Origin of the sequence: Marinobacterium lutimaris, assembly GCF_900108065.1 — a bacterium.
GTDB lineage: Bacteria > Pseudomonadota > Gammaproteobacteria > Pseudomonadales > Balneatricaceae > Marinobacterium_D > Marinobacterium_D lutimaris.
In genome coordinates this window covers 1,164,873-1,187,426 of the sequence record NZ_FNVQ01000001.1, presented here as the reverse complement: position 1 = coordinate 1,187,426, position 22,554 = coordinate 1,164,873, and the positions used below count along the sequence as shown (strand labels likewise).

The 22,554-nt window shown below is 57.5% G+C and carries 17 protein-coding genes; 15 read left to right on the top strand and 2 right to left on the bottom strand.

Annotated features, from left to right (window positions below; all coding sequences use genetic code 11):
- Window positions 1-14 precede the first annotated feature (14 nt).
- From kdsB to murB, 3 genes are read left to right on the top strand one after another with little or no spacing between them, the layout of a single operon-like run.
- Complete coding sequence (gene kdsB, locus C4S72_RS05245) at window positions 15-782, top strand: 3-deoxy-manno-octulosonate cytidylyltransferase (protein WP_104001986.1); 768 nt, start codon at window positions 15-17, stop codon at window positions 780-782.
- Window positions 782-1,267 carry a low molecular weight protein-tyrosine-phosphatase gene (locus C4S72_RS05240; protein ID WP_104001985.1) on the top strand — a complete coding sequence of 162 codons (486 nt, stop codon included), beginning with the start codon at window positions 782-784 and terminating at the stop codon, window positions 1,265-1,267. Before kdsB ends, C4S72_RS05240 begins: the two co-directional genes overlap by 1 nt.
- Entirely contained in the window at window positions 1,264-2,277 is a 1,014-nt protein-coding gene (gene murB / locus C4S72_RS05235) for a UDP-N-acetylmuramate dehydrogenase (protein ID WP_104001984.1), read from the top strand. The genes C4S72_RS05240 and murB overlap by 4 nt, the downstream gene beginning before the upstream one ends.
- Before the next feature lie 105 nt (window positions 2,278-2,382).
- Here murB and rne read toward each other — a convergent pair whose 3' ends face one another.
- Window positions 2,383-5,529 carry a ribonuclease E gene (gene rne / locus C4S72_RS05230; RefSeq protein WP_104001983.1) on the bottom strand — a complete coding sequence of 1,049 codons (3,147 nt, stop codon included), beginning with the start codon at window positions 5,527-5,529 and terminating at the stop codon, window positions 2,383-2,385.
- 536 nt (window positions 5,530-6,065) lie between these two features.
- Between rne and rluC the strand changes: the two genes are divergently transcribed.
- The 5 genes from rluC to thrH all read left to right on the top strand — a co-directional run bounded on the left by rluC (window position 6,066) and on the right by thrH (window position 11,453).
- Window positions 6,066-7,043 carry a 23S rRNA pseudouridine(955/2504/2580) synthase RluC gene (gene rluC / locus C4S72_RS05225; protein ID WP_104001982.1) on the top strand — a complete coding sequence of 326 codons (978 nt, stop codon included), beginning with the start codon at window positions 6,066-6,068 and terminating at the stop codon, window positions 7,041-7,043.
- A gap of 10 nt (window positions 7,044-7,053) precedes the next feature.
- Entirely contained in the window at window positions 7,054-8,154 is a 1,101-nt protein-coding gene (locus C4S72_RS05220) for a DNA-binding protein (RefSeq protein WP_160115446.1), read from the top strand.
- Window positions 8,155-8,331: 177 nt separating this feature from the next.
- Window positions 8,332-9,306, top strand: coding sequence for an HTH-type transcriptional regulator CysB (cysB, locus tag C4S72_RS05215; RefSeq protein ID WP_104001980.1), 975 nt, complete (start codon window positions 8,332-8,334; stop codon window positions 9,304-9,306).
- Between the two features lie 172 nt (window positions 9,307-9,478).
- The gene (locus C4S72_RS05210) at window positions 9,479-10,762 is read left to right on the top strand and encodes a DUF2252 domain-containing protein (protein ID WP_104001979.1); all 1,284 of its coding nucleotides are present in this window, start codon (window positions 9,479-9,481) and stop codon (window positions 10,760-10,762) included.
- Window positions 10,763-10,835: 73 nt separating this feature from the next.
- Window positions 10,836-11,453: a bifunctional phosphoserine phosphatase/homoserine phosphotransferase ThrH gene (gene thrH, locus C4S72_RS05205; RefSeq protein WP_104001978.1), complete on the top strand. Its 618-nt coding sequence runs from the start codon at window positions 10,836-10,838 to the stop codon at window positions 11,451-11,453.
- 263 nt (window positions 11,454-11,716) lie between these two features.
- Here the strand turns inward: thrH and pabB are convergent, their stop codons facing one another.
- The gene (pabB, locus tag C4S72_RS05200; protein WP_327332481.1) at window positions 11,717-13,105 is read right to left on the bottom strand and encodes an aminodeoxychorismate synthase component I; all 1,389 of its coding nucleotides are present in this window, start codon (window positions 13,103-13,105) and stop codon (window positions 11,717-11,719) included.
- Between the two features lie 121 nt (window positions 13,106-13,226).
- Between pabB and C4S72_RS05195 the strand changes: the two genes are divergently transcribed.
- From C4S72_RS05195 to C4S72_RS05165, 7 genes are all read left to right on the top strand, one after another.
- On the top strand, window positions 13,227-14,093 hold the full coding sequence (locus C4S72_RS05195) for an alpha/beta fold hydrolase (protein WP_104001976.1): 867 nt from the start codon (window positions 13,227-13,229) through the stop codon (window positions 14,091-14,093).
- Window positions 14,094-14,218: 125 nt separating this feature from the next.
- Window positions 14,219-14,968 (top strand): GntR family transcriptional regulator, encoded by a 750-nt coding sequence (locus tag C4S72_RS05190; protein ID WP_104001975.1) that lies wholly within the window; start codon window positions 14,219-14,221, stop codon window positions 14,966-14,968.
- The gene (gene prpB, locus C4S72_RS05185; RefSeq protein WP_104001974.1) at window positions 14,961-15,854 is read left to right on the top strand and encodes a methylisocitrate lyase; all 894 of its coding nucleotides are present in this window, start codon (window positions 14,961-14,963) and stop codon (window positions 15,852-15,854) included. Before C4S72_RS05190 ends, prpB begins: the two co-directional genes overlap by 8 nt.
- Before the next feature lie 70 nt (window positions 15,855-15,924).
- The gene (gene prpC / locus C4S72_RS05180) at window positions 15,925-17,055 is read left to right on the top strand and encodes a bifunctional 2-methylcitrate synthase/citrate synthase (protein ID WP_104001973.1); all 1,131 of its coding nucleotides are present in this window, start codon (window positions 15,925-15,927) and stop codon (window positions 17,053-17,055) included.
- A 73-nt stretch (window positions 17,056-17,128) separates the two neighbouring features.
- Window positions 17,129-19,738 (top strand): Fe/S-dependent 2-methylisocitrate dehydratase AcnD, encoded by a 2,610-nt coding sequence (acnD, locus tag C4S72_RS05175; protein ID WP_104001972.1) that lies wholly within the window; start codon window positions 17,129-17,131, stop codon window positions 19,736-19,738.
- A 57-nt stretch (window positions 19,739-19,795) separates the two neighbouring features.
- The gene (gene prpF / locus C4S72_RS05170) at window positions 19,796-20,974 is read left to right on the top strand and encodes a 2-methylaconitate cis-trans isomerase PrpF (RefSeq protein WP_104001971.1); all 1,179 of its coding nucleotides are present in this window, start codon (window positions 19,796-19,798) and stop codon (window positions 20,972-20,974) included.
- 215 nt (window positions 20,975-21,189) lie between these two features.
- Window positions 21,190-22,509: a diguanylate cyclase domain-containing protein gene (locus tag C4S72_RS05165; RefSeq protein WP_104001970.1), complete on the top strand. Its 1,320-nt coding sequence runs from the start codon at window positions 21,190-21,192 to the stop codon at window positions 22,507-22,509.
- The last annotated feature ends 45 nt before the right edge of the window (window positions 22,510-22,554 follow it).

The window sequence follows — 22,554 nt, the reverse complement described above, 5'->3', positions numbered from 1 at the left end:
TTAGAAGTGAAACTATGAGCTTTTCGATAATTATCCCCGCCCGCTACGCCTCCAGCCGTTTCCCCGGTAAACCGCTGGCGCAGCTCGCCGGCAAGCCGATGGTTCAGCATGTCTATGAGCGCGCCTGTGAAAGCGAGGCGACCCGGGTTGTTGTTGCCACGGATGATGAGCGTATCGCCGAGTGTGCCAAGGGTTTTGGTGCTGAAGTCTGTATGACGTCGTCGGATCACCCTTCGGGTACCGACCGCCTGCAGGAAGTGGTGAAAAAACTCGAGTTTTATGCCGACGATATCGTGGTTAACGTCCAGGGTGATGAGCCGCTGATACCGCCTCGGGTCATTAATCAGGTCGCGCATAACCTGGCTGCGGTTCCGGAAGCCAGTATTGCAACGCTATCTGAGCCGATCACCGATGTTGCTTCTCTGCTGAACCCTAATGTCGTTAAGGTGATCCGCGATCACCGCGGTATGGCGATCTACTTCAGCCGTGCGCCGATTCCCTGGCCGCGCGATTCGGCGCTGAACCAGGGTGGCAAGCTGGACAGTTTGCCCGAAGGGTTTAACTGGCAGCGTCATATCGGGATGTATGCTTACAGGGTCAAGCTGCTGAATGACTTCGTTGCCTGGCCGCCTGCGCCGATTGAGGCGACAGAATCTCTGGAGCAGCTGCGCGCGCTCTATAACGGAGCCGGTATTCATGTGGACGAGGCGGTGGAAGCGCCACCGACGGGTGTCGATACACCGGAAGACCTGGAACGTCTCAGAGCGATGCTGGAGTCCTGATGCGCAACGCTGCTGTACTTTTTGTCTGTCTCGGAAACATCTGTCGTTCGCCAACCGCTGAAGGTGTGTTTCGCCGCAAGCTTGCAGAGCATCCCAGGCTGCAGGCAATGCTGGAGGTCGACTCGGCAGGAACTGCAGCCTATCACGTCGGTGAGGCGCCTGACCGGCGTAGCACCGCTGTCGCAGCGCGTCGGGGCTATGATCTGACCCTGTTGCGTGCCCGTGCTGTTGAGCCTGAGGACTTTGCCAGATACGACTACGTGCTGGCGATGGATAGTCAGAACCTCTCCAATCTGCGTGCGGTTTGCCCGGCGGAATTCGAGGGGCATCTCGGTCTCTTTCTCGATTTTGCCGGTCAGTCTGGCGCTGAAGTGCCGGACCCGTATTACACCGATGGTGACCGCGGCTTTGAAGAGGTTTTAGACCTGGTTGAGGCTGCCTCGGAAGGGTTGATCAAGCATCTTCAGGCGGAGTTGTTCCGTTGAGTCTGGAGTTTCACCGCGAGTTTTCGCTGACAGGGATGAACACGCTCGGCTTCGAGGTGACTGCTGAGCGTTTTGTTCGCATCCAAACCCAGGAACAGGTGTCTGAGCTGCACGCCGAACTTAAGCGCAGCGGTGATCCGCTGCTACTGCTTGGCGGCGGAAGTAACCTGGTACTTTCCGCACGGATACCCGGGATCGTTGCTCAGATGGATCTTAGGGGCTGCGAGGTTGAAGAGCTTGAGGGAGCTTCCGTCAGGGTCACTCTCGGCGGTGGCGAACACTGGCATGGCGCCGTTTCAAGCTTGCTGGAACAGGGGATTTACGGTCTCGAAAATTTAGCGCTGATACCAGGAAGCGTCGGCGCGGCGCCGGTGCAGAATATCGGTGCTTACGGGGTTGAGGTAAAAGACAGAATCGATGCTGTTCAGGTGTATGACTGGCAGCAGGAGCGCATCTATTGGCTCGATAACTGTGAGTGCGAATTCGCCTATCGAGATAGCCGCTTTAAGCGTGAAAGCGGTCGCTACCTTATCCTGCGTGTGCGTTTTCTGCTCAGTCGCATAGCGGCGACTGTCACTACCTATGCGCCGCTGCAGGCCAGGCTATCGACCGAAGAACAGCAGGATCCGCGAGCGGTGTTTCGTACGGTGTGCGATATACGTCGTGAAAAACTGCCGGATCCCGAGCGGCTCGGAAATGCCGGCAGCTTCTTCAAGAATCCGGTGGTAGATGGTGCAACCTATGAGCGAATCAAGGCGGCTTATCCTGACCTGGTTGCTTACCCTGATATAGCAGGCTTTAAGCTCGCTGCCGGCTGGTTGATCGACCGCTGTGGCTGGAAGGGGCGGAAGATGGCTTCCGTCGGTGTGCATGATCAGCAAGCGCTTGTGCTGGTCAATCTAGGCGATGGGGATCGTAGCCAGCTGGAAAAGCTCGCAACCGCTATCCAGGCCGATATTCTTGAAACCTACGGAGTGGTTTTGGAGCCGGAACCGAGGTTTTATCCCTGATCTAAGATGAGGGAAGGGGCTTCCGAATGGATCGGCTCCCTGGATACCGCTAACAAAAAGCCCGCCTGAAAAGGCGGGCTTTTTTATCGCTGCAACGCAGGGCGATTAGTTATCGCCCTGGCTGGACTCGTCTGCAGCCTGCTGCTGACGGCGTTTCACTTCACGAGGGTCGTTGGGTGCGCGTTGGGTGCGACGGCGGCGAGCGGGTTTTTCCGGCTCTTCTTCAGCTGCAGCCTTCTCGCTTGCGTTATCTACGCTGGCGCCTTCTTCCTGGGTCGGCTCAACGACGGTTTCCTGACCCTGTTTAGGCTCGGATACCGGTTCTTCGCTAAGTGTTGCTTCGACTGGCTCTTCAGGTTCAGCTTCAGTTTTGACCTCGGCTTCGACCTCCTCGGTTGAGGCTGGCTCCTGCTTGGGCTCGGATGCCGCTGCGACAGACTCGCCTGCTTCGTGCTGATCAACTGCTACTGCAGCTTCTGGAGTGGCTTCGACATTGTCGCACTGAACCGCTTTTTCCTCGCTGGCTTCAGGTTTCTGCTCTGCCGCCGGAGCTGGCTCTTCAGCTTCGCCTTTGGGCTCAGATGCGGGCTCTTCTGCAGCAGGTTCCTCTGCAGGGTGCTGCTCGGAAGAGGGAGCTTTTACCTCTTCGACCTGGGTCTGCTCTGTTTCTTCAGATGCGGCTTCGGTCTCGGGCTCTGCGCTTTCAGCCACGGCGGTCTGGGGCTCAGACTGCTCGGCAACGTCGCTAGCTTCCTTCAGGCTGCTTTCTTCGCCAGTTGCTTCCGCAGCTTTCTCGGCATCGGCCTCAACGCTTTTCTCGGTGCTTGCTCCAGTCGCCTCGTTAACGTTTTTGGCTTCGTCGGCTTCTGTGGCAGCTTCCGGTGCTTCTGTCGGTGCAGTAGCGCTTTCGTCCTGCTCTGCGTTCACTTCCACTGCAGCAAGCGGTGTGCGCTCGGCACTGCGCTCTTCGTTGCTGCGACGACGACGGCCGCGGCGACGGCTGCGAGTTTCCTCTTCGCCATCTTTATCCCTGGCTTCGCTACGATCAGCTTTGGCCGGTTTCTGCTGCTCAGAAGCATCTTTGACTTCAGGCTGCTCTTTCGGCTGCTGCTCGTCCGCTTCGTCAGCGTCGTTCCGCTGCTCAATGTCGCGGTTGTCTGTAGCTGTATCGTTGCTGTTTTTGTCGCTGCGACGACGGCTGCGACGACGGCGACGTGAGCGACTGCCGTCGGACTTCTCTTTGTCGTCTCTGCTGTCGTTGCTTTCCTTCTGATCACCGATGGTTGGCAGCGCCTGTTCCTGCTCGATCGTGATCACTTCGTCGTTATCACGGGTGCGACGGCGGTCATTGCCACGGCGGCGATCGTTGTTGCGGTTGCGGTTGTTGCTGCCGCTACGGTTGCTGCGGCTGCTATCGCGGGACTGTCTGCTGCCGCTGTCATCTGACTGGCTTGGCTTGGCTTCTACCGGCTTGGCTTCAGCTTCCTTGGATTTGGCGGGTGCTTCTTCCTGTGGGCGCTTGCCAAACAGGCGGCCCAGAGTTGCAACGACGCGCTCGCCGAAGGACGGAGTGCTCGGTGCTGCCGGCGCTGCAGGTGCAACTGCAGCCTTGGGTGCCTCTGCGGTGTCTTCCCCTGCCTGGGTGCTGGGTGCGCGGGAGGTCGGTACGACGGCCTGAACCGCTGCCTTTTCACGCTTCACCGGGACGCTCGCTTTTTCAAGCTCCTCTTCAACCGGTTCCGGCTGCAGGGTGTAGCTGGCGTCGTTGGTGGTGGAGACGCTGTGGTCGTCGCGCAGGCGGACAACCTCGTAGTGCGGAGTTTCCATGTTCGGGTTAGGAACGATAACGACCTGAACCTCGTGACGCAGCTCGACCGCATGGACTTCGCGACGCTTCTCGTTGAGCAGGAAGGTGGCGACGCTGACCGGCAGAATGGCGCGTATTTCCGCGGTGCGGTCCTTGGCAGATTCCTCTTCGATCAGACGCAGGATAGACAGCGCCAGAGATTCTGTGTCGCGGATGGTGCCCTGGCCGTTACAACGGGGGCAGACGTGGCCACGGGACTCCGCCAGAGAGGGGCGCAGACGCTGACGTGACATCTCGAGCAGGCCAAAGCGGGAGATGCGACCCATCTGTACACGGGCGCGATCAAGTTTCAGGGCGTCACGCAGGCGGTTTTCAACCTCGCGCTGGTGCTTGATCGGGGTCATGTCGATGAAATCGATGACGATCAGGCCGCCGATGTCGCGCAGGCGCAGCTGGCGGGCGATTTCGTCCGCAGCTTCAAGGTTGGTGTTGAGCGCTGTTTCTTCGATATCACCGCCACGGGTTGCGCGGGCGGAGTTGATATCGATCGATACCAGTGCCTCGGTGGGATCGATAACGATGGAACCGCCAGAAGGTAGTTTTACTTCACGCTCGAAGGCTGTCTCGATCTGCGTTTCGATCTGGAAGCGGTTGAACAGCGGAGTCTGCTCTTTATAAAGCTTGATGCGCTGTTCGTAGCTTGGCATTACCTGGCGCACGAACATCAGTGCCTGGTCGTAGACGACGGGGTCGTCGATCAGTACTTCACCGATATCGGAGCGCAGGTAGTCGCGAATGGCACGGATAACCACGTTGCTTTCGCGGTAGATCAGGAAGGGAGCGTTACGTTTGCTCTCTTTGGTGATCGCTTCCCAGACGGTGATCAGGTAATCCAGGTCCCACTGCAGCTCTTCGCTGCTGCGGCCGATACCCGCGGTACGCACGATGGCGCCCATCTGGTCAGGGATGTTTACGCCTGCAAGTGCTTCTTTGAGCTGGGTGCGTTCGTCGCCCTCGATACGGCGCGAGATTCCGCCTGCCCGTGGGTTGTTGGGCATCAGCACCAAGTAACGGCCGGCGAGGCTGATAAAGGTGGTCAGTGCAGCGCCTTTATTGCCGCGTTCTTCTTTGTCGACCTGAACGATAACCTCAGTGCCTTCCTTGACCATGTCCTTGATGCTCGGACGTTGGCCACGCTCAGGCTGCTTGCTGAAGTATTCGCGGGAGATCTCTTTAAGGGGGAGGAAGCCGTGGCGCTCGGCGCCGTAATCGACGAATGCGGCTTCAAGGCTGGGTTCTACGCGGGTGATGCGGCCTTTATAGATGTTGGCCTTTTTCTGCTCCCGGCTGTCGGATTCGATATCCAGATCGAACAGTCTCTGGCCATCGACCAGGGCTACCCGCAACTCTTCTGGCTGAGTTGCGTTGATGAGCATTCTCTTCATTTTTTATGCGTTCTCAATGTAACGCAACGCCCCACGCCGTTGTCGATACCGGCATGTGAAAGGTGGAGCCCAGTCTTTTTGACTACAGCCCGTCCCGCGTCTACGGCGGCGGGACGGTAACAGCAGGCAGCCATACATCAGCGGCTGCCTGCTTTAAATGTCTGCATATCTGCGGTGGAGGAAACGCGGACCTCTGTCATTATCGTTGCTGGCTGTGGCTGCAGTCTGGAGCGCTCGTGGCGATCGAGAGGCAGGTTCCGGGTCAGCGTGCGTCTCCACCTTCAACTGGACCTTCGGTCATCGACGAAGGTCGTGAAAGCGTTGCGTATAAATAGGTTTGATTTCTTGCGAAACCGTTAAACTTTCGCGTTTTACACTTTTTGCCGCAGGTCGGTACGTGCGCAGCCGCGCTTCGATCTATGTAATGAGGGGCCGGCGACATGGATTTATAAAAACCTAAAGCCAACCGCCCGCGGCACCGCTAGAATATAACAGCTAACCCCTAGTGCTTCAACGAACCGACATAGCGATAAACGATGGGAAATGAGAGTGCAGGCACCGGCAAAGGTGTTCAATTTATTACCGTTGACGAGGACCAGGGTGGGCAGCGGATCGATAACTTTCTGCGCACCGCGTTAAAGGGAGCGCCGAAGAGTCTGATCTACCGCGTATTGCGTAAAGGCGAGGTGCGCGTTAACAAGAAGCGGACCAAGCCGGATTACAAGCTTCAGCCGGGCGACCTGATCCGGGTTCCGCCCGTGCGTCTGCCGGAAAAGGGCGATGCGCCGGTGGTTGGCGAGCAGCTTCTGGAGCATCTTGAGAGCGCCGTGCTTTACGAAGACGATGCCCTGATGGTCATTAACAAGCCCTCCGGACTGGCTGTTCACGGCGGCAGTGGCGTTAATCTCGGCTTGATCGAGGCGTTGCGGCAACTGCGCCCGGAGCAGCGTTTTCTCGAACTGGTGCATCGCCTTGACCGTGATACTTCAGGCTGCATCATGATCGCGAAGAAGCGTTCCATGCTCAGGTACCTGCATGAGGTGTTGCGTGAACGCCGTGTGCAGAAGATCTACCACGCGCTGGTACAGGGTAAGTGGAATGGTCGTGACAAGCGTGTCGACGTACCTCTGCTTAGAGGCGAGCTCAAATCGGGCGAGCGTATTGTCAAGGTTGATGAGGCAGGCAAGGCGTCGCTGACCGACTTCAAGGTTCTGCGCCGCTACGGTAGCCTCGCGACTTTGATCGAAGCCCGGCCGAAGACAGGAAGAACCCATCAAATTCGTGTACACACCCTGTTCACTGGACACCCGATCATCGGCGATACCAAATATGGGATCGATGAAGTGAATCAGGAATTCCGCGATTACGGATTTCGGCGCTTAATGCTGCATGCGGCGGCGCTTGAGCTTAAGCTTGCTGATGGAACCCCGCTGAGGGTTGAGGCTCCCTTGGATGCCCAGATCGAGCGGTCGCTCGAGGCTTTGCTGAAAAACGCAGAACAAACTCAGGATTAGGATGTTAGATGTGAGTGAGCGGAATCTCGAACGCATATTTTCAGTTGCTGACCACCAGTTGTTGTCGGGGGCCAGGCCCGAGGCTGAGGCGATAGCGGCGCAGTTGGAACTCTCTGTTGATGAGGCGGGTGCTGCACTGGAACGCTGGTGGCAGGCGTTACCGGGTCGGGTAGAGATCAATGGGCGCAGTACCCTGAAAATGCCGGACGTGCCCGAGGCTATTACGCAGTCCTTTATGCGTATCTGGCAGCAGGCGGTGCAGGAAGCAAAGTCCAACATGACTCAGGTGCGGCAGAAGGATGTTGTCGGTGAGGAAGAGAGCCGACGTCTGAACGAAGAGGCGTTACGCCAGTCCCAGGATGTCTATCAGGAGTTGGAATCTCGGCATCGCGAGCAGGCGGTGCGTCTTGAGGAGCAGCGTCAGATAGCGAAATCGCTGGAAGCTGAGATCAATATCCTGCGTAACAGCCTTGAAAATGAGGCTAACGAACGTAAAAGAGCGGAGCAGGCCAACGTTAATCTCGAGCATGAGCTGACTCAGTTACGTAAGCAGTATGACGATCACCGTCGCAGTACTGAGCAGCGTTTGAGTGAAGAACAGCACAAGAGCGTTGAGATCCAGGCGAAGATGGATGTTGAGGTGCGCCACTATCGCGGTCAGCTGGATAAGCTGCGTGACGAAACCGGTCGCAAAGAGTCGGCGCTGAGTCGCGAGAATAACGATCTGCACACTCAGGTTGCGCGTAAGGATGCGAAACTCGACACCCAGAAAAGCCAGATTGCGGCGCTTGAGCAGGAGCTGGCTAATACCAAGCAGGAGCTGGGCGGTAATAATCGCAGCCTGGCGAAAGCGAACTCTGATCTTCTTGCAGAAACTAATAAAACTAAGCGTTTAGAAGCAAAAGTTAAGGAGCTTGGCGAGGAGATCGAACGGCTAAATCAGCGTGTGTCGAGTAACGCTGCCGAGGCATCTCGGCGCGAAGCGACCATGCGGACTCAGCTTAAAGAGAAAGACGACGAGCTGACTCAGACCCAGACTCGTGTCACCGCGCTTGAGAAACGTCTGGTCACCCGCGACGATGAGGTCCGCAGGCTCAGTGCTAAGCTCTGATCCAGCTTTGAGCTAAGCAGCTTTGAAACTAAGCAGTGGACGTAAAGTTAGACGCATACACCGGGGCTCGCTGAGCCCCGGTGTCGTTTAGGGGTAACTCCAGGGACTGCTAAAGTTATGCTTGCGCGTTATAATGACGCTAACTTTTGATTACTTCGAACCCTGGGAGTCCGGTGTATGAAACTTCAGCAATTGCGATACATCTGTGAAGTTGCTCGCCATGATCTGAACGTATCCGCAACGGCTCAAAGTTTGTATACCTCTCAGCCCGGGATCAGTAAGCAGATCCGTCTTCTGGAAGATGAGCTCGGCGTCGAGGTATTTGCACGCAGCGGCAAACACCTTACTCGTATTACGCCGGCTGGTGAGGCTATTCTTTCCGTCGCTGGCGAGATACTGCAGAAAGTCGAAAGCATCAAGCAGGTCGCCCAGGAATTCAGTGACGAAAAGAAGGGCAGCCTTGCGATCGCTACTACTCACACCCAGGCTCGCTATGCCTTGCCGGGTGCTATCAACGAATTCATCAAGGCCTATCCGGACGTCTCCCTGCATATGCATCAGGGTACGCCGATGCAGATTTCCGAACTCGCCGCTGACGGCACTGTCGATTTCGCCATCGCCACCGAGGCGCTGCAGCATTTCAGTGATCTGATCATGATGCCCTGCTATCGCTGGAACCGTTCGGTGATGGTGCCCAAGGATCATCCACTAACGCAGGTTTCCAAACTGACGCTGGAGGATGTGGCTGCCTGGCCGATCGTGACCTATGTTTTCGGCTTTACCGGTCGCTCCAAGCTGGATGATGCCTTCCGCCGCCATGGGCTGGATCCGAAAGTGGTCTTCACCGCGGTAGATTCCGATGTCATAAAAACCTATGTCCGTCTGGGGCTGGGCGTTGGTATCGTGGCTTCGATGGCGCATGAAAAGGGCGTGGATGACGACCTGGTTGCGCTCGACGCCAGTCATCTGTTCGACGCCAGTACCACTAAAATCGGTTTTCGTCGCGGCACCTTCCTGCGCGGTTACATGTACGACTTTATCCGCCTGTTCGCGCCGCATCTGACCCCAGACGTTGTACGTGAGGTTCAGGCCTGCAACAGCCGTGCTGAAGTCGACGCTCTGTTTGAGAATCTGGAGCTGCCTGAGCACTGAGCTCGGGCTGCTCAGCTTTCCTGTTCTTCGTTTCGTTTTTATGCCTCTCGCGATTCTTCGTTGCCTTGTTCTCGCCTGGCGATTTAGTGTTGCCGCCATCTGATCGACTTCTTCGCCAAGGATGCCTACTCTCCCTTTCAACAGGATCTGAACGTTATTCGAGGAGGAAGGGATGAGTTCAGCATTTGCCCATGATCGCGCCAGCCAGGTGATAACAGCACTGGAGAAGTTTAATGCTGGTCTGGAGCCCTCATTGCGGCAGGAAAAATACGCCAAGATGGCCGACTCGGCTTTCAGCTTTTTTCGCGGCAGCAACCATCTTTACTGGCGAGACGTTTATCGTGACTGGCACTTTTCACTTTACGGTGGCAGCTGTCAGACGCAAACCTGGCTGCTGGGTGATGCGCATCTGCTCAACTTTGGCGCCTACGGCAGTCATGATGAAGTGGTGCGCTACGGACTGGATGATTTCGATGACGCCTTCGTAGGCGACTATCAGTACGACCTCTGGCGCCTGGGCATCAGCCTGGTGCTGGCGATGGAGGAAGAGGGTAAAAGCCGTGACTCCATCGTGAAGGCGCTTGAGGCTCTGGCTAAAAGCTATCTGGATGCCCTGAGTCGTGATGACGAGTTGCGTGGGTGGGTGGCGACGCCGGACAGTGCCGAAGGTTTGCTGGGTGATTTTCTGCACAAACTGGTCGATAAAAAAAGCCGCGCCAGAATGCTTGATAAGTGGACCTCCGTTGATGATGAGGGACGTCGTTACTTTAGTGCTGATCATCCAAAACTCGAGCTGTTACCGGCAGAGGTCAAGTCGCGCTTGGTCGAGGCTTTGGTGGCGTATCAGGAAAGCCTCGATGACGAAGTACCTGGTCATAGTCATCAGCATTTCAAGGTTAAAGATGTTGCACGCAGAACCGGCGCAGGCATAGGGTCGCTGGGCAATGACCGCTATTACGCACTCATCGATAGCGGCGAAGATGGTGAAGATGTGATCCTCGATATCAAGGTTCAGCAGGCACCGGCAGTCATCGCTGTACTGAGTGATAGAGAGCAGGCTGGTTACGCCAGTCTATATCGTCATGAAGCCGAGCGTCACGGTCTTGCATTTAAGGCGCTGGCGCATAATCCCGACCCCTACGTGGGTTGGCTCAGCTTCGATGGTCAGGTGTTTTCGGTGCGGGAACGCTCACCTTTCAAGGCGGATTTTCCGCTCGATACCCTGAGCAAGGGTAAAGAATGGCGTGAGATGGCAGCTAACTGGGCGTCGATTCTCGCGGCCTCGCATCTGCGTGGAGCCATGGCGTTGGGCTGCGCATCTTTCGCAACAGCTGTGCTTGATAAGGCGGAAGATCTGGCCGGTTTTACGGGTCTGTTCGTTGAAACCTGTCTGGGGTATGCGCGTTGCGCTCACAGGGATTACGAGGTGCTGCTGGGTTGCCTGGAAGACAGCTGATCTGGCGCGTTGAAAGGGTTGGTGCTAACCGGTAGAGTTTTGCCAAACTGTCGACAGATTTGGAGAAATCAGCGTGGAACTGGCATGTCTCGACCTGGAAGGCGTTCTGATCCCTGAGATCTGGATTGCGTTTGCTGAAGAAACTGGTATTAAAGAACTGAAAGCGACGACCCGCGATATCCCGGATTACGACGTGCTGATGAAGCAGCGGCTGTCGATACTGGATCAGCACGGGCTCACGTTGCCGCAGATTCAGGACACAATCAGTCGCCTGGCGCCGTTGGAGGGTGCGAGGGATTTTGTGGACTGGTTACGCGAACGGTTTCAGGTGGTAATCCTGTCCGATACGTTCTACGAATTTGCCGCGCCCTTGATGAAGCAGCTGGGTTATCCGACGCTGCTTTGTCATAAGCTTGAGGTTGACGGCGAGGGCCGAATCACTGATTACACCCTGCGTCAGCGTGACCCCAAGCGTCAGTCGGTGCGGGCTTTCCAGCTGCTTAACTACCGTGTGATAGCGGCCGGTGATTCCTACAACGATACCACCATGCTGAAACAGGCCGAGGCGGGGATTCTGTTCCATGCACCGGATAATGTGATTGCCGAGTTTCCGCAGTTTCCGGCGGTTCACGGCTATGAAGACCTCAAGCAGGAGTTCATCAAGGCCAGCGAGCGTCCGCTAAGCCTTTGATGATCGCGTACCCGTAGGAGGGGCGCCTCGCCGTGATCAGCCAGGGTGGTTTAAGTTGCCGCAGTGCCAGGATCAATCGGCGCGGGGATGCGCCTCCTGCATCGGTGCGATCGATTTTTGGTACGAGCGAGGCCTTCGTCCCGATCACCTGTCTTGGTGTAAACATCACCCTGGCAGGTTGAATCGGCACGGCGGCGTAACTCCTGCATTGGTATTGCAGATTTTGGGTCGGAACGGCGCTCGTTGCGAGCGCCGTTACTGTATCAGCTCAACTCCTGCAAGGTTTCCAGCAGGTTATTCACCTTGTCGAACGACTCCTGATACTCCTCGTCGCCCACTGAATCCGCCACGATCCCCCCGCCTGCGGAGCAATAAACGCGGCCGTTTTCTACTAGCAGGGTGCGTATGCAGATGCTGGTATCCATGCCGCCGGCGGCGCTGAAATAACCGATGGAACCGCAGTAGACGCCGCGCCGATGCGGCTCAAGTTCGTCGATGATCTGCATGGCACGAATCTTCGGTGCGCCGGTGATCGAACCGCCAGGGAAACAGTGTTTGAGGAGATCCAGGCTGGTGTAACCCTCTGCCAGCTTGCCGGTTACGGCACTGACCAGGTGGTGGACATTGGGGTAGGTTTCGATGGCGAAGAGCTCTGGCACACTGATACTGCCGGCTTCACAGACCTTGCCCAGATCGTTACGCAGCAGGTCGACGATCATCAGGTTTTCCGAGCGGTCTTTTTCCGACTGTTTCAGCTCGTCGATAAAGGCCTGGTCTTCAGTCTCGTTGCCACCGCGCGGCCGCGTGCCCTTGATCGGGCGGGTTTCCACTTCGCCGTCGTCGGATACCTTTAGAAAACGCTCCGGCGAAAGTGACAGGATCGCGTCGCTGCCGCTTTCCATGTACGCGCTGAAAGGTGTGGTAGCGCGCTTGCGCAGAGCACGGTAAGCGTGAAAGGGGTCGCCCTCACAGCGGGCGCTGAAACGCTGGGTCAGGTTGATCTGGTAGCAGTCGCCGGCAAGGATATAGTCCTGAACACGGTTGAAGGCGTCCATGTATTTCGGGCGGGGCAGGTTGCTTTCAAAGTCCGATACCAGGTGGAAAGGTGTCGTTTTCGATAGATGGTCGTCGGCTTCAGCCAGCAGCAGTCTATGCACCGCCTCAACCTGAAGGCCGTCTGCCTGGGGGTGAGCGACCAGTTGGCTGGTACTCTGCTGATGATCGATAACCACGGCCCAGAGGTAGCGTCCAACCCGCATCTCCGGTAGTGCCAGGTCATCTTCTGCGGGGCTCGGTAGCGCTTCAAACGCGCGACCCAGGTCGTAGCTGAAGTGCCCGATCAGGCCGCCGCAGAACGGCAGGCCTGAATTCTCGCCAAGTGCAATCTCGCTATTAAGGCTTTTAAGCAGATTGATCGGGTCGGATTCGACGCTGTTCCAGAGTCCTTTGCGGCGCACCTCGGTACGGCCGCGGGTGTAGCGCACCAGGACGTCGGGCGCGGCTGCAATAATATCGTAGCGGCCAAAGCGGGGGTCCGACTCCGGTTGGGCGCTATCTAGCAGTACCGGATCACCCAGATCTCGGATTCGCGTAAAAGCAGCCTGGGCGTCCAGCGGATAGGGCAAAGGGTGGATAGACAGCAAGACGTGCACTCCCGGCGAAAAGCGCAGATTTTAACCTCTGTCGTCAGGGGGCGCGAGTCTATAGCCGGCGCAGGTATAATGATTCGCTAAATAGATACTGAACAGATACAGCTACAAGGATTCCCGAGTAATGAAAAAGGGCTACACCGAGCAGGTCCATACTCTCCATCTGCAAGACCAGCATCTGACCTACAGGATTTATCGCCACCCGGAGGTTGAAGGTCAGCGCCGCTTGGTGCTGGTGCATGGTGCCGGCGTTGCTGGGCGGGATACTTGGGAGATGCTGCAGTCCTTCCTGGGACACTGGAGCGAGATACTGGTGCCGGATCTTCGAGGCATGGGCGATACGGTCTACCCCGACGGTAAGGAGCACCCGTTCAGTGTACAGGAGCTGGTTGCGGACCTGGGTGCTCTGGTGGACTACCTCGGATGGTGGAACTTCGATTTGAGCGGTTACTCCCTGGGCGGCTTGGTCAGTCTTCTATATAAGCAGCAGCATCCTGATCGGGTGGGCAAGCAGTACCTGCTGGAGGCTGCATGCCTGGATCGTCCCGATTGGGAATCCACCGTCACCCTGCGGGAAAAGTATTCCGCAGCGGCGGTGCATCTGCGTGGTGCCGAGAAAGAGGCGGGGATCCGTGAGTTCCTCGATACGATCTCTCCAAACCGTAAAATCACCCCACAGACTGAACGGCTGACTATCGACCGTCTGGGTCAGCGTCCCGAGGGCTTTGCCTATGCGCTGGACTCCGTGACCCAGGCGATCCGTGAAGTCGACCGGGAATCTCTGCTTGCCAGCCAGGGCGATGTCACCAGCTTTATCGGCGGCAACAGCGTTGAGTTGATGCATCAGCTGCATCTGACTCTGGCGGAGCGGATGCCAAACTGGCACTACTTCCACGTCGCCGGCACGGATCATTCGCTGCCTTTCCAAAAACCGCGCCAGATCGCCCGCGTTATGAATGCAGAACTGGAGCGCTTTTCCCGTATCGGCTAAACGTCCTGTTTATCGCTAGACTTTGGTCTGGTGTTGACAATTTTTCCAGTTCCTTCGGTTGACGACCCAAAATACCCCGAGTAAGGTGTCGACAATTCAACATTGTCGACAATCTGGGATTTGGGATGGCTATCGACGTAAACGAACAGAAGGCAGCCGAGACTGCTCCGGAGACGGATCCGGAGAGCCGCACCATCGCCGATCGGGTCTGCAAGCAGATCGTTACGGCGATAGTGACCGGCGAACTGTTACCGGGCCAAAAAATCAGTGAGCCAGGTCTGGCGAAAGCCTATGGCATCAGCCGTGGTCCGCTGCGCGAAGCGATCCGCCGCCTTGAGGGCTGGCGTCTGATCGAGCGCAAGGCTCATGTCGGCGCACGGGTCGTTGAGCTTACCGCCCGCGAACTGATCGAAATCTACCGGGTGCGTGAGGCGCTCGAAGGCATGGCCTGTCGCCTCGCCGCAGAGCACATGACCGATGAGGAGATCCAGAGCCTCAAGGTGCTGCTCGATAACCACGAACTCTCCATCGCCCGCCAGGAAGGACGCGCTTACTTCCAGAAAGAGGGCGACCTGGACTTCCATTACCGCATCGTCAAAGGCAGCAAAAACGCCAAGCTCGAAGAGCTGCTCGGTGCTGATCTTTACCACCTGGTACGTATGTACCGCTATCAATTCAGTATCTCCAGCTCCCGCCCCAAGCGTGCACTGAAAGAGCACCGCCAGATCGTCGATGCGATCGAGGCACGGGACGCCGAACTGGCCGAGATGTTGATGCGCCGCCATATCAGTGCGGCACGCCAGAACATCGAAGAGAAACTGAATGCCGCAACTAAACCTCAAGGAACAGAACCTCAAGGGGATAAAAATGGCTGAGAAACTGACTGCGGGTGCGCGCTTCCGTAAAGCGCTGGCTGAGAACCAGCCGCTGCAGATCGTTGGCGCTGTCAATGCTTACCACGCAATGATGGCTTCACGCGTTGGTCACCAGGCGATCTATCTGTCCGGTGGCGGCGTCGCTAACGCCTCTTACGGCCTGCCCGATCTGGGTATGACCTCCATGAATGACGTGCTGGAAGATGTATGCCGCATCACCAGCGCCGTTGATACTCCGCTGCTGGTCGATATCGATACTGGTTGGGGTGGAGCCTTCAACATCGCCCGCACTATCAAAGAGATGATCAAGGGCGGCGCGGCAGCGGTACATATCGAAGACCAGGTAGCGCAGAAGCGCTGTGGTCATCGTCCGAATAAAGAGATCGTTTCCCTGCAGGAGATGACCGACCGTGTTAAAGCAGCGGTCGACGCCAAGACCGACGATGACTTCTTCGTCATGGCGCGTACCGATGCCTTCCAGCAGGAAGGTCTGAATGCCGCGGTTGAACGCGCCCAGGCATGTCTCGAAGCGGGTGCCGACGGCATCTTCGCCGAAGCGGTGCACACACTGGAAGATTACACCGCGTTCTCCAACGGTATCGGCGGCGCTCATCTGCTGGCAAACATCACCGAATTCGGTGCGACTCCGCTGTTTAACACCGAAGAGCTGGCAGCCCATGGTGCGACGATGGTGCTTTACCCGCTGTCCGCATTCCGTGCTGCGAACAAGGCTGCCCTGAACGTCTACGAGCATATCCTCAAAGATGGCGATCAGAAGGCGGTTGTCGACACCATGCAGACTCGCATGGAACTGTACGATTTCCTGAATTACCACGATTTCGAACAGAAGCTCGACGCCCTGTTTGCGGAAGGCAAAAACAAATAAAACGCGCGTGTACCCCCACAAGCGATCAACGGGCGCAGCAGACGCCCGACAGATAACCGAGGAGAGAACCATGGCAGAAGCGAAAAAGCTCGGCGGTGCAGGTCTTCGTGGCCAGTCGGCCGGTGAAACGGCACTCTGTACCGTTGGTAAAACCGGTGCCGGCCTGACCTATCGTGGCTACGACATTCAGGAACTGGCCGATAACGCCCAGTTCGAGGAAGTGGCTTATCTGCTGCTCTACGGAAAACTGCCGAACCAGGCCGAGCTCGATGCCTACAAGGCTAAGCTGAAGAGCCTGCGTGGCCTGCCGGAAGCGCTGAAAACGGTGCTGGAGCAGATTCCGGCGGACGCTCATCCGATGGATGTGATGCGTACTGGTTGTTCCATGCTGGGTAACCTGGAGACCGAACAGGACTTCAGCGAGCAGCATGACAAGATCGACCGCATGCTGGCGGTGTTCCCGTCGATCATCAACTACTGGTACAACTTCGTTCAGCACGGCAAGCGTATCAATACCGAGACCGACGCGGACTCCATCGGCGAGCACTTCCTCTGGACCCTGCACGACAAGAAGCCGGATCCGCTGCATGTGTCGGTGATGCACGCATCGCTGATTCTCTACGCAGAGCATGAGTTCAATGCGTCGACCTTTACTGCGCGCGTTTGTGCGTCAACCCTGTCCGATATTCATAGCTGTGTAACCGGTGCGATCGGGTCCCTGCGTGGGCCGCTGCACGGTGGCGCCAACGAAGCCGCCATGGCAATGATCGAAAGCTGGAAAAGCCCGGAAGAGGCTGAAGAACAGATCATGGGCATGCTGGCGCGCAAGGATAAGATCATGGGCTTCGGCCACGCGATCTACCGCGAGTCCGACCCGCGTAACGCCATCATCAAGAAATGGTCCAAGCAGCTCTCTGAGCAGGTGGGCGACAGCGTTCTCTACCCGGTCTCCGAGCGTGTCGAGGCGGTGATGTGGCGCGAGAAGAAGCTGTTCTGTAACGCTGATTTCTTCCATGCGTCCGCCTACCACTTTATGGGCATACCGACTGAGCTGTTCACGCCGATCTTTGTCTGCTCCCGTGTAGCAGGCTGGACCGCCCACGTGATGGAGCAGCGTGCCAATAACCGCATCATCCGTCCGTCTGCGGATTACACCGGTCCGGAAACCGCCGAGTGGATCCCGATCGAAAAACGTTCCTGATGCGATAACGACAGCGGCCTTTTTATGGCCGCTTTTTTGACCTCGTTAACCGAACCGATGGACACCTGTCACCATGAATAATGAATTTCGCAAGAGCCTGCCGGGCACTGCGCTGGACTATTTCGACACCCGCGAGGCTGTGGATGCGATCCAGCCTGGCGCTTACGCCAAGCTTCCCTATACCTCTCGTGTGCTGGCCGAACAGCTGGTGCGCCGTTGTGATCCTGCGCTGCTTACCGATGCGCTGAAGCAGCTGATCGAGCGCAAGCGTGATCTCGATTTCCCCTGGTACCCGGCCCGTGTGGTCTGCCATGACATCCTTGGTCAGACCGCGCTGGTGGACCTGGCGGGTCTGCGCGATGCCATCGCCGAGAAGGGCGGTGATCCCGCCAAGGTTAACCCGGTGGTGCCGACCCAGCTGATCGTCGACCACTCGCTGGCGGTAGAAGCACCGGGTTTTGATCCGGAAGCGTTTGAAAAGAACCGCGCTATCGAAGATCGCCGCAATGAAGACCGTTTCCACTTTATCGACTGGACCAAGACCGCGTTCAAAAACGTGGATGTGATCCCGGCCGGCAACGGCATCATGCATCAGATCAATCTGGAGAAGATGTCTCCGGTGATCCAGGCGCGTGATGGTGTCGCTTACCCGGATACCTGTGTCGGTACTGATTCCCACACCCCCCACGTTGATGCACTGGGTGTTATCGCCATCGGCGTCGGCGGCCTCGAAGCCGAGACCGTGATGCTGGGCCATCCGTCCATGATGCGCCTGCCGGATATCGTAGGTGTAGAACTGGTGGGCAAGCGTCAGCCGGGTATCACTGCGACCGATATCGTGCTGGCGCTGACCGAGTTCCTGCGTCAGCAGCGTGTGGTCGGTGCGTACCTGGAGTTCTTCGGTGAGGGTGCAGCCAGCCTGACCATCGGTGACCGTGCCACCATCTCCAACATGACGCCGGAATACGGTGCCACGGCGGCGATGTTCTACATCGACGAGCAGACCACCGACTACCTGAAACTCACCGGTCGTGAGCCGGAGCAGGTGGAGCTGGTTGAGAACTACGCCAAAACTACCGGTCTCTGGGCGGATGATCTGACTGGGGCTGAGTACGAGCGCGTGCTGAAATTCGATCTCTCCAGTGTCGATCGTACGCTGGCCGGACCGTCCAACCCGCACCGTCGTCTGCCGACCTCTGCGCTGCATGAGCGCGGTATCGCCGTGGACCTGGATAAGGCACTGGCGGAAGAGAAAGAGGGCAAGATGCCGGACGGCGCCGTGATTATTGCGGCGATCACCTCCTGCACCAACACCTCCAACCCGCGTAACGTGGTCGCTGCAGGTCTTTTGGCGAAGAAAGCCAACGAGCTGGGCCTGATCCGCAAGCCCTGGGTGAAATCCTCCTTCGCTCCGGGTTCCAAGGTAGCTCGCCTGTATCTGGAAGAAGCGGGCCTGCTACCGGAACTGGAAAAGCTGGGCTTCGGTATCGTCGCCTACGCCTGCACCACCTGTAACGGCATGTCCGGTGCACTGGATCCGAAGATTCAGCAGGAGATCATCGACCGCGATCTTTACTCCACTGCGGTGCTCTCCGGTAACCGTAACTTCGATGGCCGTATCCATCCGTACGCCAAACAGGCGTTCCTGGCGTCTCCACCGCTGGTGGTGGCCTACGCCATCGCTGGTACTGTTCGCTTTGATATCGAGAAGGACGTACTGGGCACCGATGCCAACGGCAACCCGGTCACGCTAAAGGATATCTGGCCCTCTGATGACGAGATCGATGCGATCGTCAAAGAGCACGTTAAGCCTGAGCAGTTCAACCAGGTCTACATCCCGATGTTCGATCTGGGACAGGTGGAAGAAGCGAAGAGCCCGCTCTACGACTGGCGTCCGCAGTCCACCTATATCCGCCGTCCGCCATACTGGGAAGGCGCGCTGGCTGCCGAGCGCACGCTCAAGGGCATGCGTCCACTGGCGGTGCTGCCGGACAACATAACCACCGACCATCTGTCGCCGTCCAACGCGATCATGATGAACTCGGCTGCCGGTGAATACCTGCACAAAATGGGGCTGCCGGAGGAGGACTTTAACTCCTATGCTACCCACCGTGGCGATCACCTGACCGCCCAGCGCGCAACTCTGGCGAACCCTAAACTGTTCAACGAAATGTGCCGCGACGAGAACGGTGAGGTGATCCAGGGCTCGCTGGCTCGGCTGGAGCCGGAAGGCACTCAGATGCGCATGTGGGAAGTGATCGAAGCCTACATGAACCGCAAGCAGCCGCTGATCATCGTGGCTGGCGCCGATTACGGTCAGGGCTCCTCGCGTGACTGGGCAGCCAAGGGCGTGCGCCTGGCCGGCGTTGAGGCGATTGTCGCTGAGGGCTTCGAGCGTATCCACCGTACCAACCTCGTCGGTATGGGTGTGCTGCCGCTGCAGTTCTGCGAAGGCGAGACCCGTCACACTTACAGCATCGATGGTACCGAGACCTACGACGTACAGGGTGATATCGCACCGGGCGCCACGCTGACGCTGGTGATCCACCGTGTCAGTGGCGAAAGCGTCGAAGTGCCAGTGATCTGTCGACTGGATACTGCGGCAGAGGTTGAAACTTACCGCGCCGGTGGTGTGCTGCAACGCTTCGCCAAGGAGTTCCTAGAAGCGGAAGCGGTAGCCTGAGTAACACGAACCTGTGGGGCTGTCTGGCCCTGCGGGTTCAGTGAACTGGAGTAATTCATGAGCCACGTTCCCCAGATTAAGATTCCTGCCACCTATATTCGTGGCGGTACTAGCAAGGGCGTGTTCTTCAGTCTTGAAGAGCTGCCACAAGCCTGCCAGGTGCCGGGTCCGGCCCGCGACGCACTGTTGCTGCGCGTCATCGGCAGCCCCGACCCCTACGGCAAGCAGATTGACGGTATGGGCGGTGCGACTTCAAGCACCAGTAAAAGTGTAATTCTGTCGAAAAGCGACAGCCCCGATCACGATGTGAACTACCTGTTCGGCCAGGTCTCCATCGACAAGCCGTTTGTGGACTGGAGCGGAAACTGCGGCAACCTGACCGCAGCGGTTGGCGCCTTCGCCATCAGCAAGGGGCTGGTTGATCCGTCTATCGTGCCTGAAAACGGCATGGCCACCGTACGTATCTGGCAGGCGAATATCGAGAAGACGATCATCGCCCGCGTACCGATCACCAACGGTGAAGTTCAGGAGACCGGCGACTTCGAACTGGACGGGGTCACTTTCCCGGCGGCCGAGGTGCAGATCGAGTTTATGGACCCGGCCGATGGCGAGGGTTCCATGTTTCCCACCGGGAACCTGGTGGATGACCTGGAGGTCCCTGGTATCGGTACCTTCAAGGCGACCATGATCAATGCCGGTATTCCGACGATTTTCCTTAATGCTGAAGAGATCGGATACACCGGCACCGAGCTGCAGGACGCGATCAACTCCGATCCCGCGGCGCTGGCGCGGTTTGAAACCATCCGTGCCCATGGCGCTATCCGCATGGGGCTGATCAAGGAGCTGAAAGAGGCCGAAAGCCGTCAGCACACACCGAAGATCGCCTTTGTGAATGGTGCCACCGATTACCTTTCCTCCAGCGGCAAGCAGGTCAAGGCGGAAGATATCGATCTCGTCGTGCGCGCTTTGTCCATGGGCAAACTGCATCACGCGATGATGGGAACAGCGGCGGTGGCGATCAGTGCGGCGGCCGTTGTTCCAGGAACCCTGGTGAATCTGGCGGCCGGTGGCGGCGAGCGCAACTTTGTGCGCTTCGGTCATCCCTCCGGAACCCTGAGGGTAGGTGCCGAGGCTGAGCAGCGCGACGGCGAATGGGTCGTGACCAAGGCGATCATGAGCCGCAGTGCTCGCGTGCTGATGGAAGGTTGGGTCAGGGTGCCTGGCGATACTTTTTGATCGCAGCTTTATGCCGGACAGTTGGAATAGTAGCTGGCTGGCAGGATTAGGGTGGTCGGGTACCTGTCAGCTCAGCCACCTTTTTCAGACCCGCGCTTGCGCGGGTTTTTTTGTTGAGACTGACGTTGCACCCTGTACACTGTATGTATCTTCAGCCGACCGTGCAGGGGTAGTCTAGCTTGTTAATAACGCGCCTCCGACGCTTCTTGCCATATATGGCCATCATCGCGGTCGTCGGTGCCGGGGTAGCGATCACGGAGTCCGTGCAGCGGATGGTCTCCGATAGAACCTACCAGGTACTGCGCATAGAAGCGCTGGGTACCATCGCCCAGCTCCGCGCGCGTATTGAAAGCGAGATAAATTCCGTCCTCTTCCTTAGTCACGGCCTGATCAGTTACGTGACAATCCATCCTGAAATCGAACCGCCTCAATGGAAAGCGCTGGCCCGAGAGATCGTGGGTAACAGCCAATACGTACGCAACATAGGGCTCGCCCCAGATAATGTGCTGCTGTTCATGTACCCCCTGGAAGGTAATGAAGCTGCGATAGGTCTCGATTACGAAAAAAATGAGCAGCAGTGGCCCGCTGTCAGTGCGGCGATCGATGCGCGTAAAATGGTCCTGGCCGGGCCTCTGACTCTGATTCAGGGTGGCAACGGGTTGATAGCCCGGACTCCGATATACAGCGATGCCATTGTCACCGGTACGGATCAATATTGGGGGCTTGCCTCGGTGGTGATCGACTCAGATGCGCTGTTTAAGTCAGCGGGTCTGGACAGGGTTATTAATGGTTATCAGATTGCGATCAGGGGTAAGGATGGCAAAGGAGCTGAGGGTGAGGTCTTCTACGGTGATCCTGCAGTATTTGATGCCCCCCTGGTTCAGATGAGCATTGAATTCCCCAATGGTAACTGGGTGGTTGGTGCCGTACCTGCTGAAAATGCGAGCCCGGTCTGGATGAATACCGGACTAGTGCGTGTGCTGGCCTACGGCATTCTCGCTGTGCTTGTCTCTCTGTTGATCGCTCTGGTGCGGCTGTATCACAACAGCCACGGAGAGGCGATGCACGATGCGCTGACCGGCTTGCCGAACCGACGTCTGATGCTGGAGCGTGTAAACCAGCTGATCGCGCTGCATGATCGTACAGGGCTCAATTTTACGCTCTATTTTATAGACCTGAATGAATTCAAGCCTGTGAATGACCGTTACGGGCATCTTGCGGGGGATGCACTGCTTAAAACGGTGGGTCAGCGCCTGTCTGCTGTGATCAGGGGATCGGACACAGTGGCGCGGACCGGTGGTGACGAGTTTATGCTGCTGCAAGCGGGGGTTGGTAAGCCGGCGGATGCCCAGAACGTGATTGGCAAGCTTCAGGAGGCGCTGCAGGAGCCGATGGTTTACAGAGGCGTAGAGGTCAATATATCGGCGGCGGTAGGGTATGCGGTTTTTCCAGCCGATGCCCAGGGGCTCGATGAACTGATTCGAGTGGCGGATGACCGCATGTACACGGCGAAGAAAGTGAGCCGGTCACGCTGAGTCTGTCGGCCTAAATGGCAGGCAAAAAAATGCCGCACTACAAGG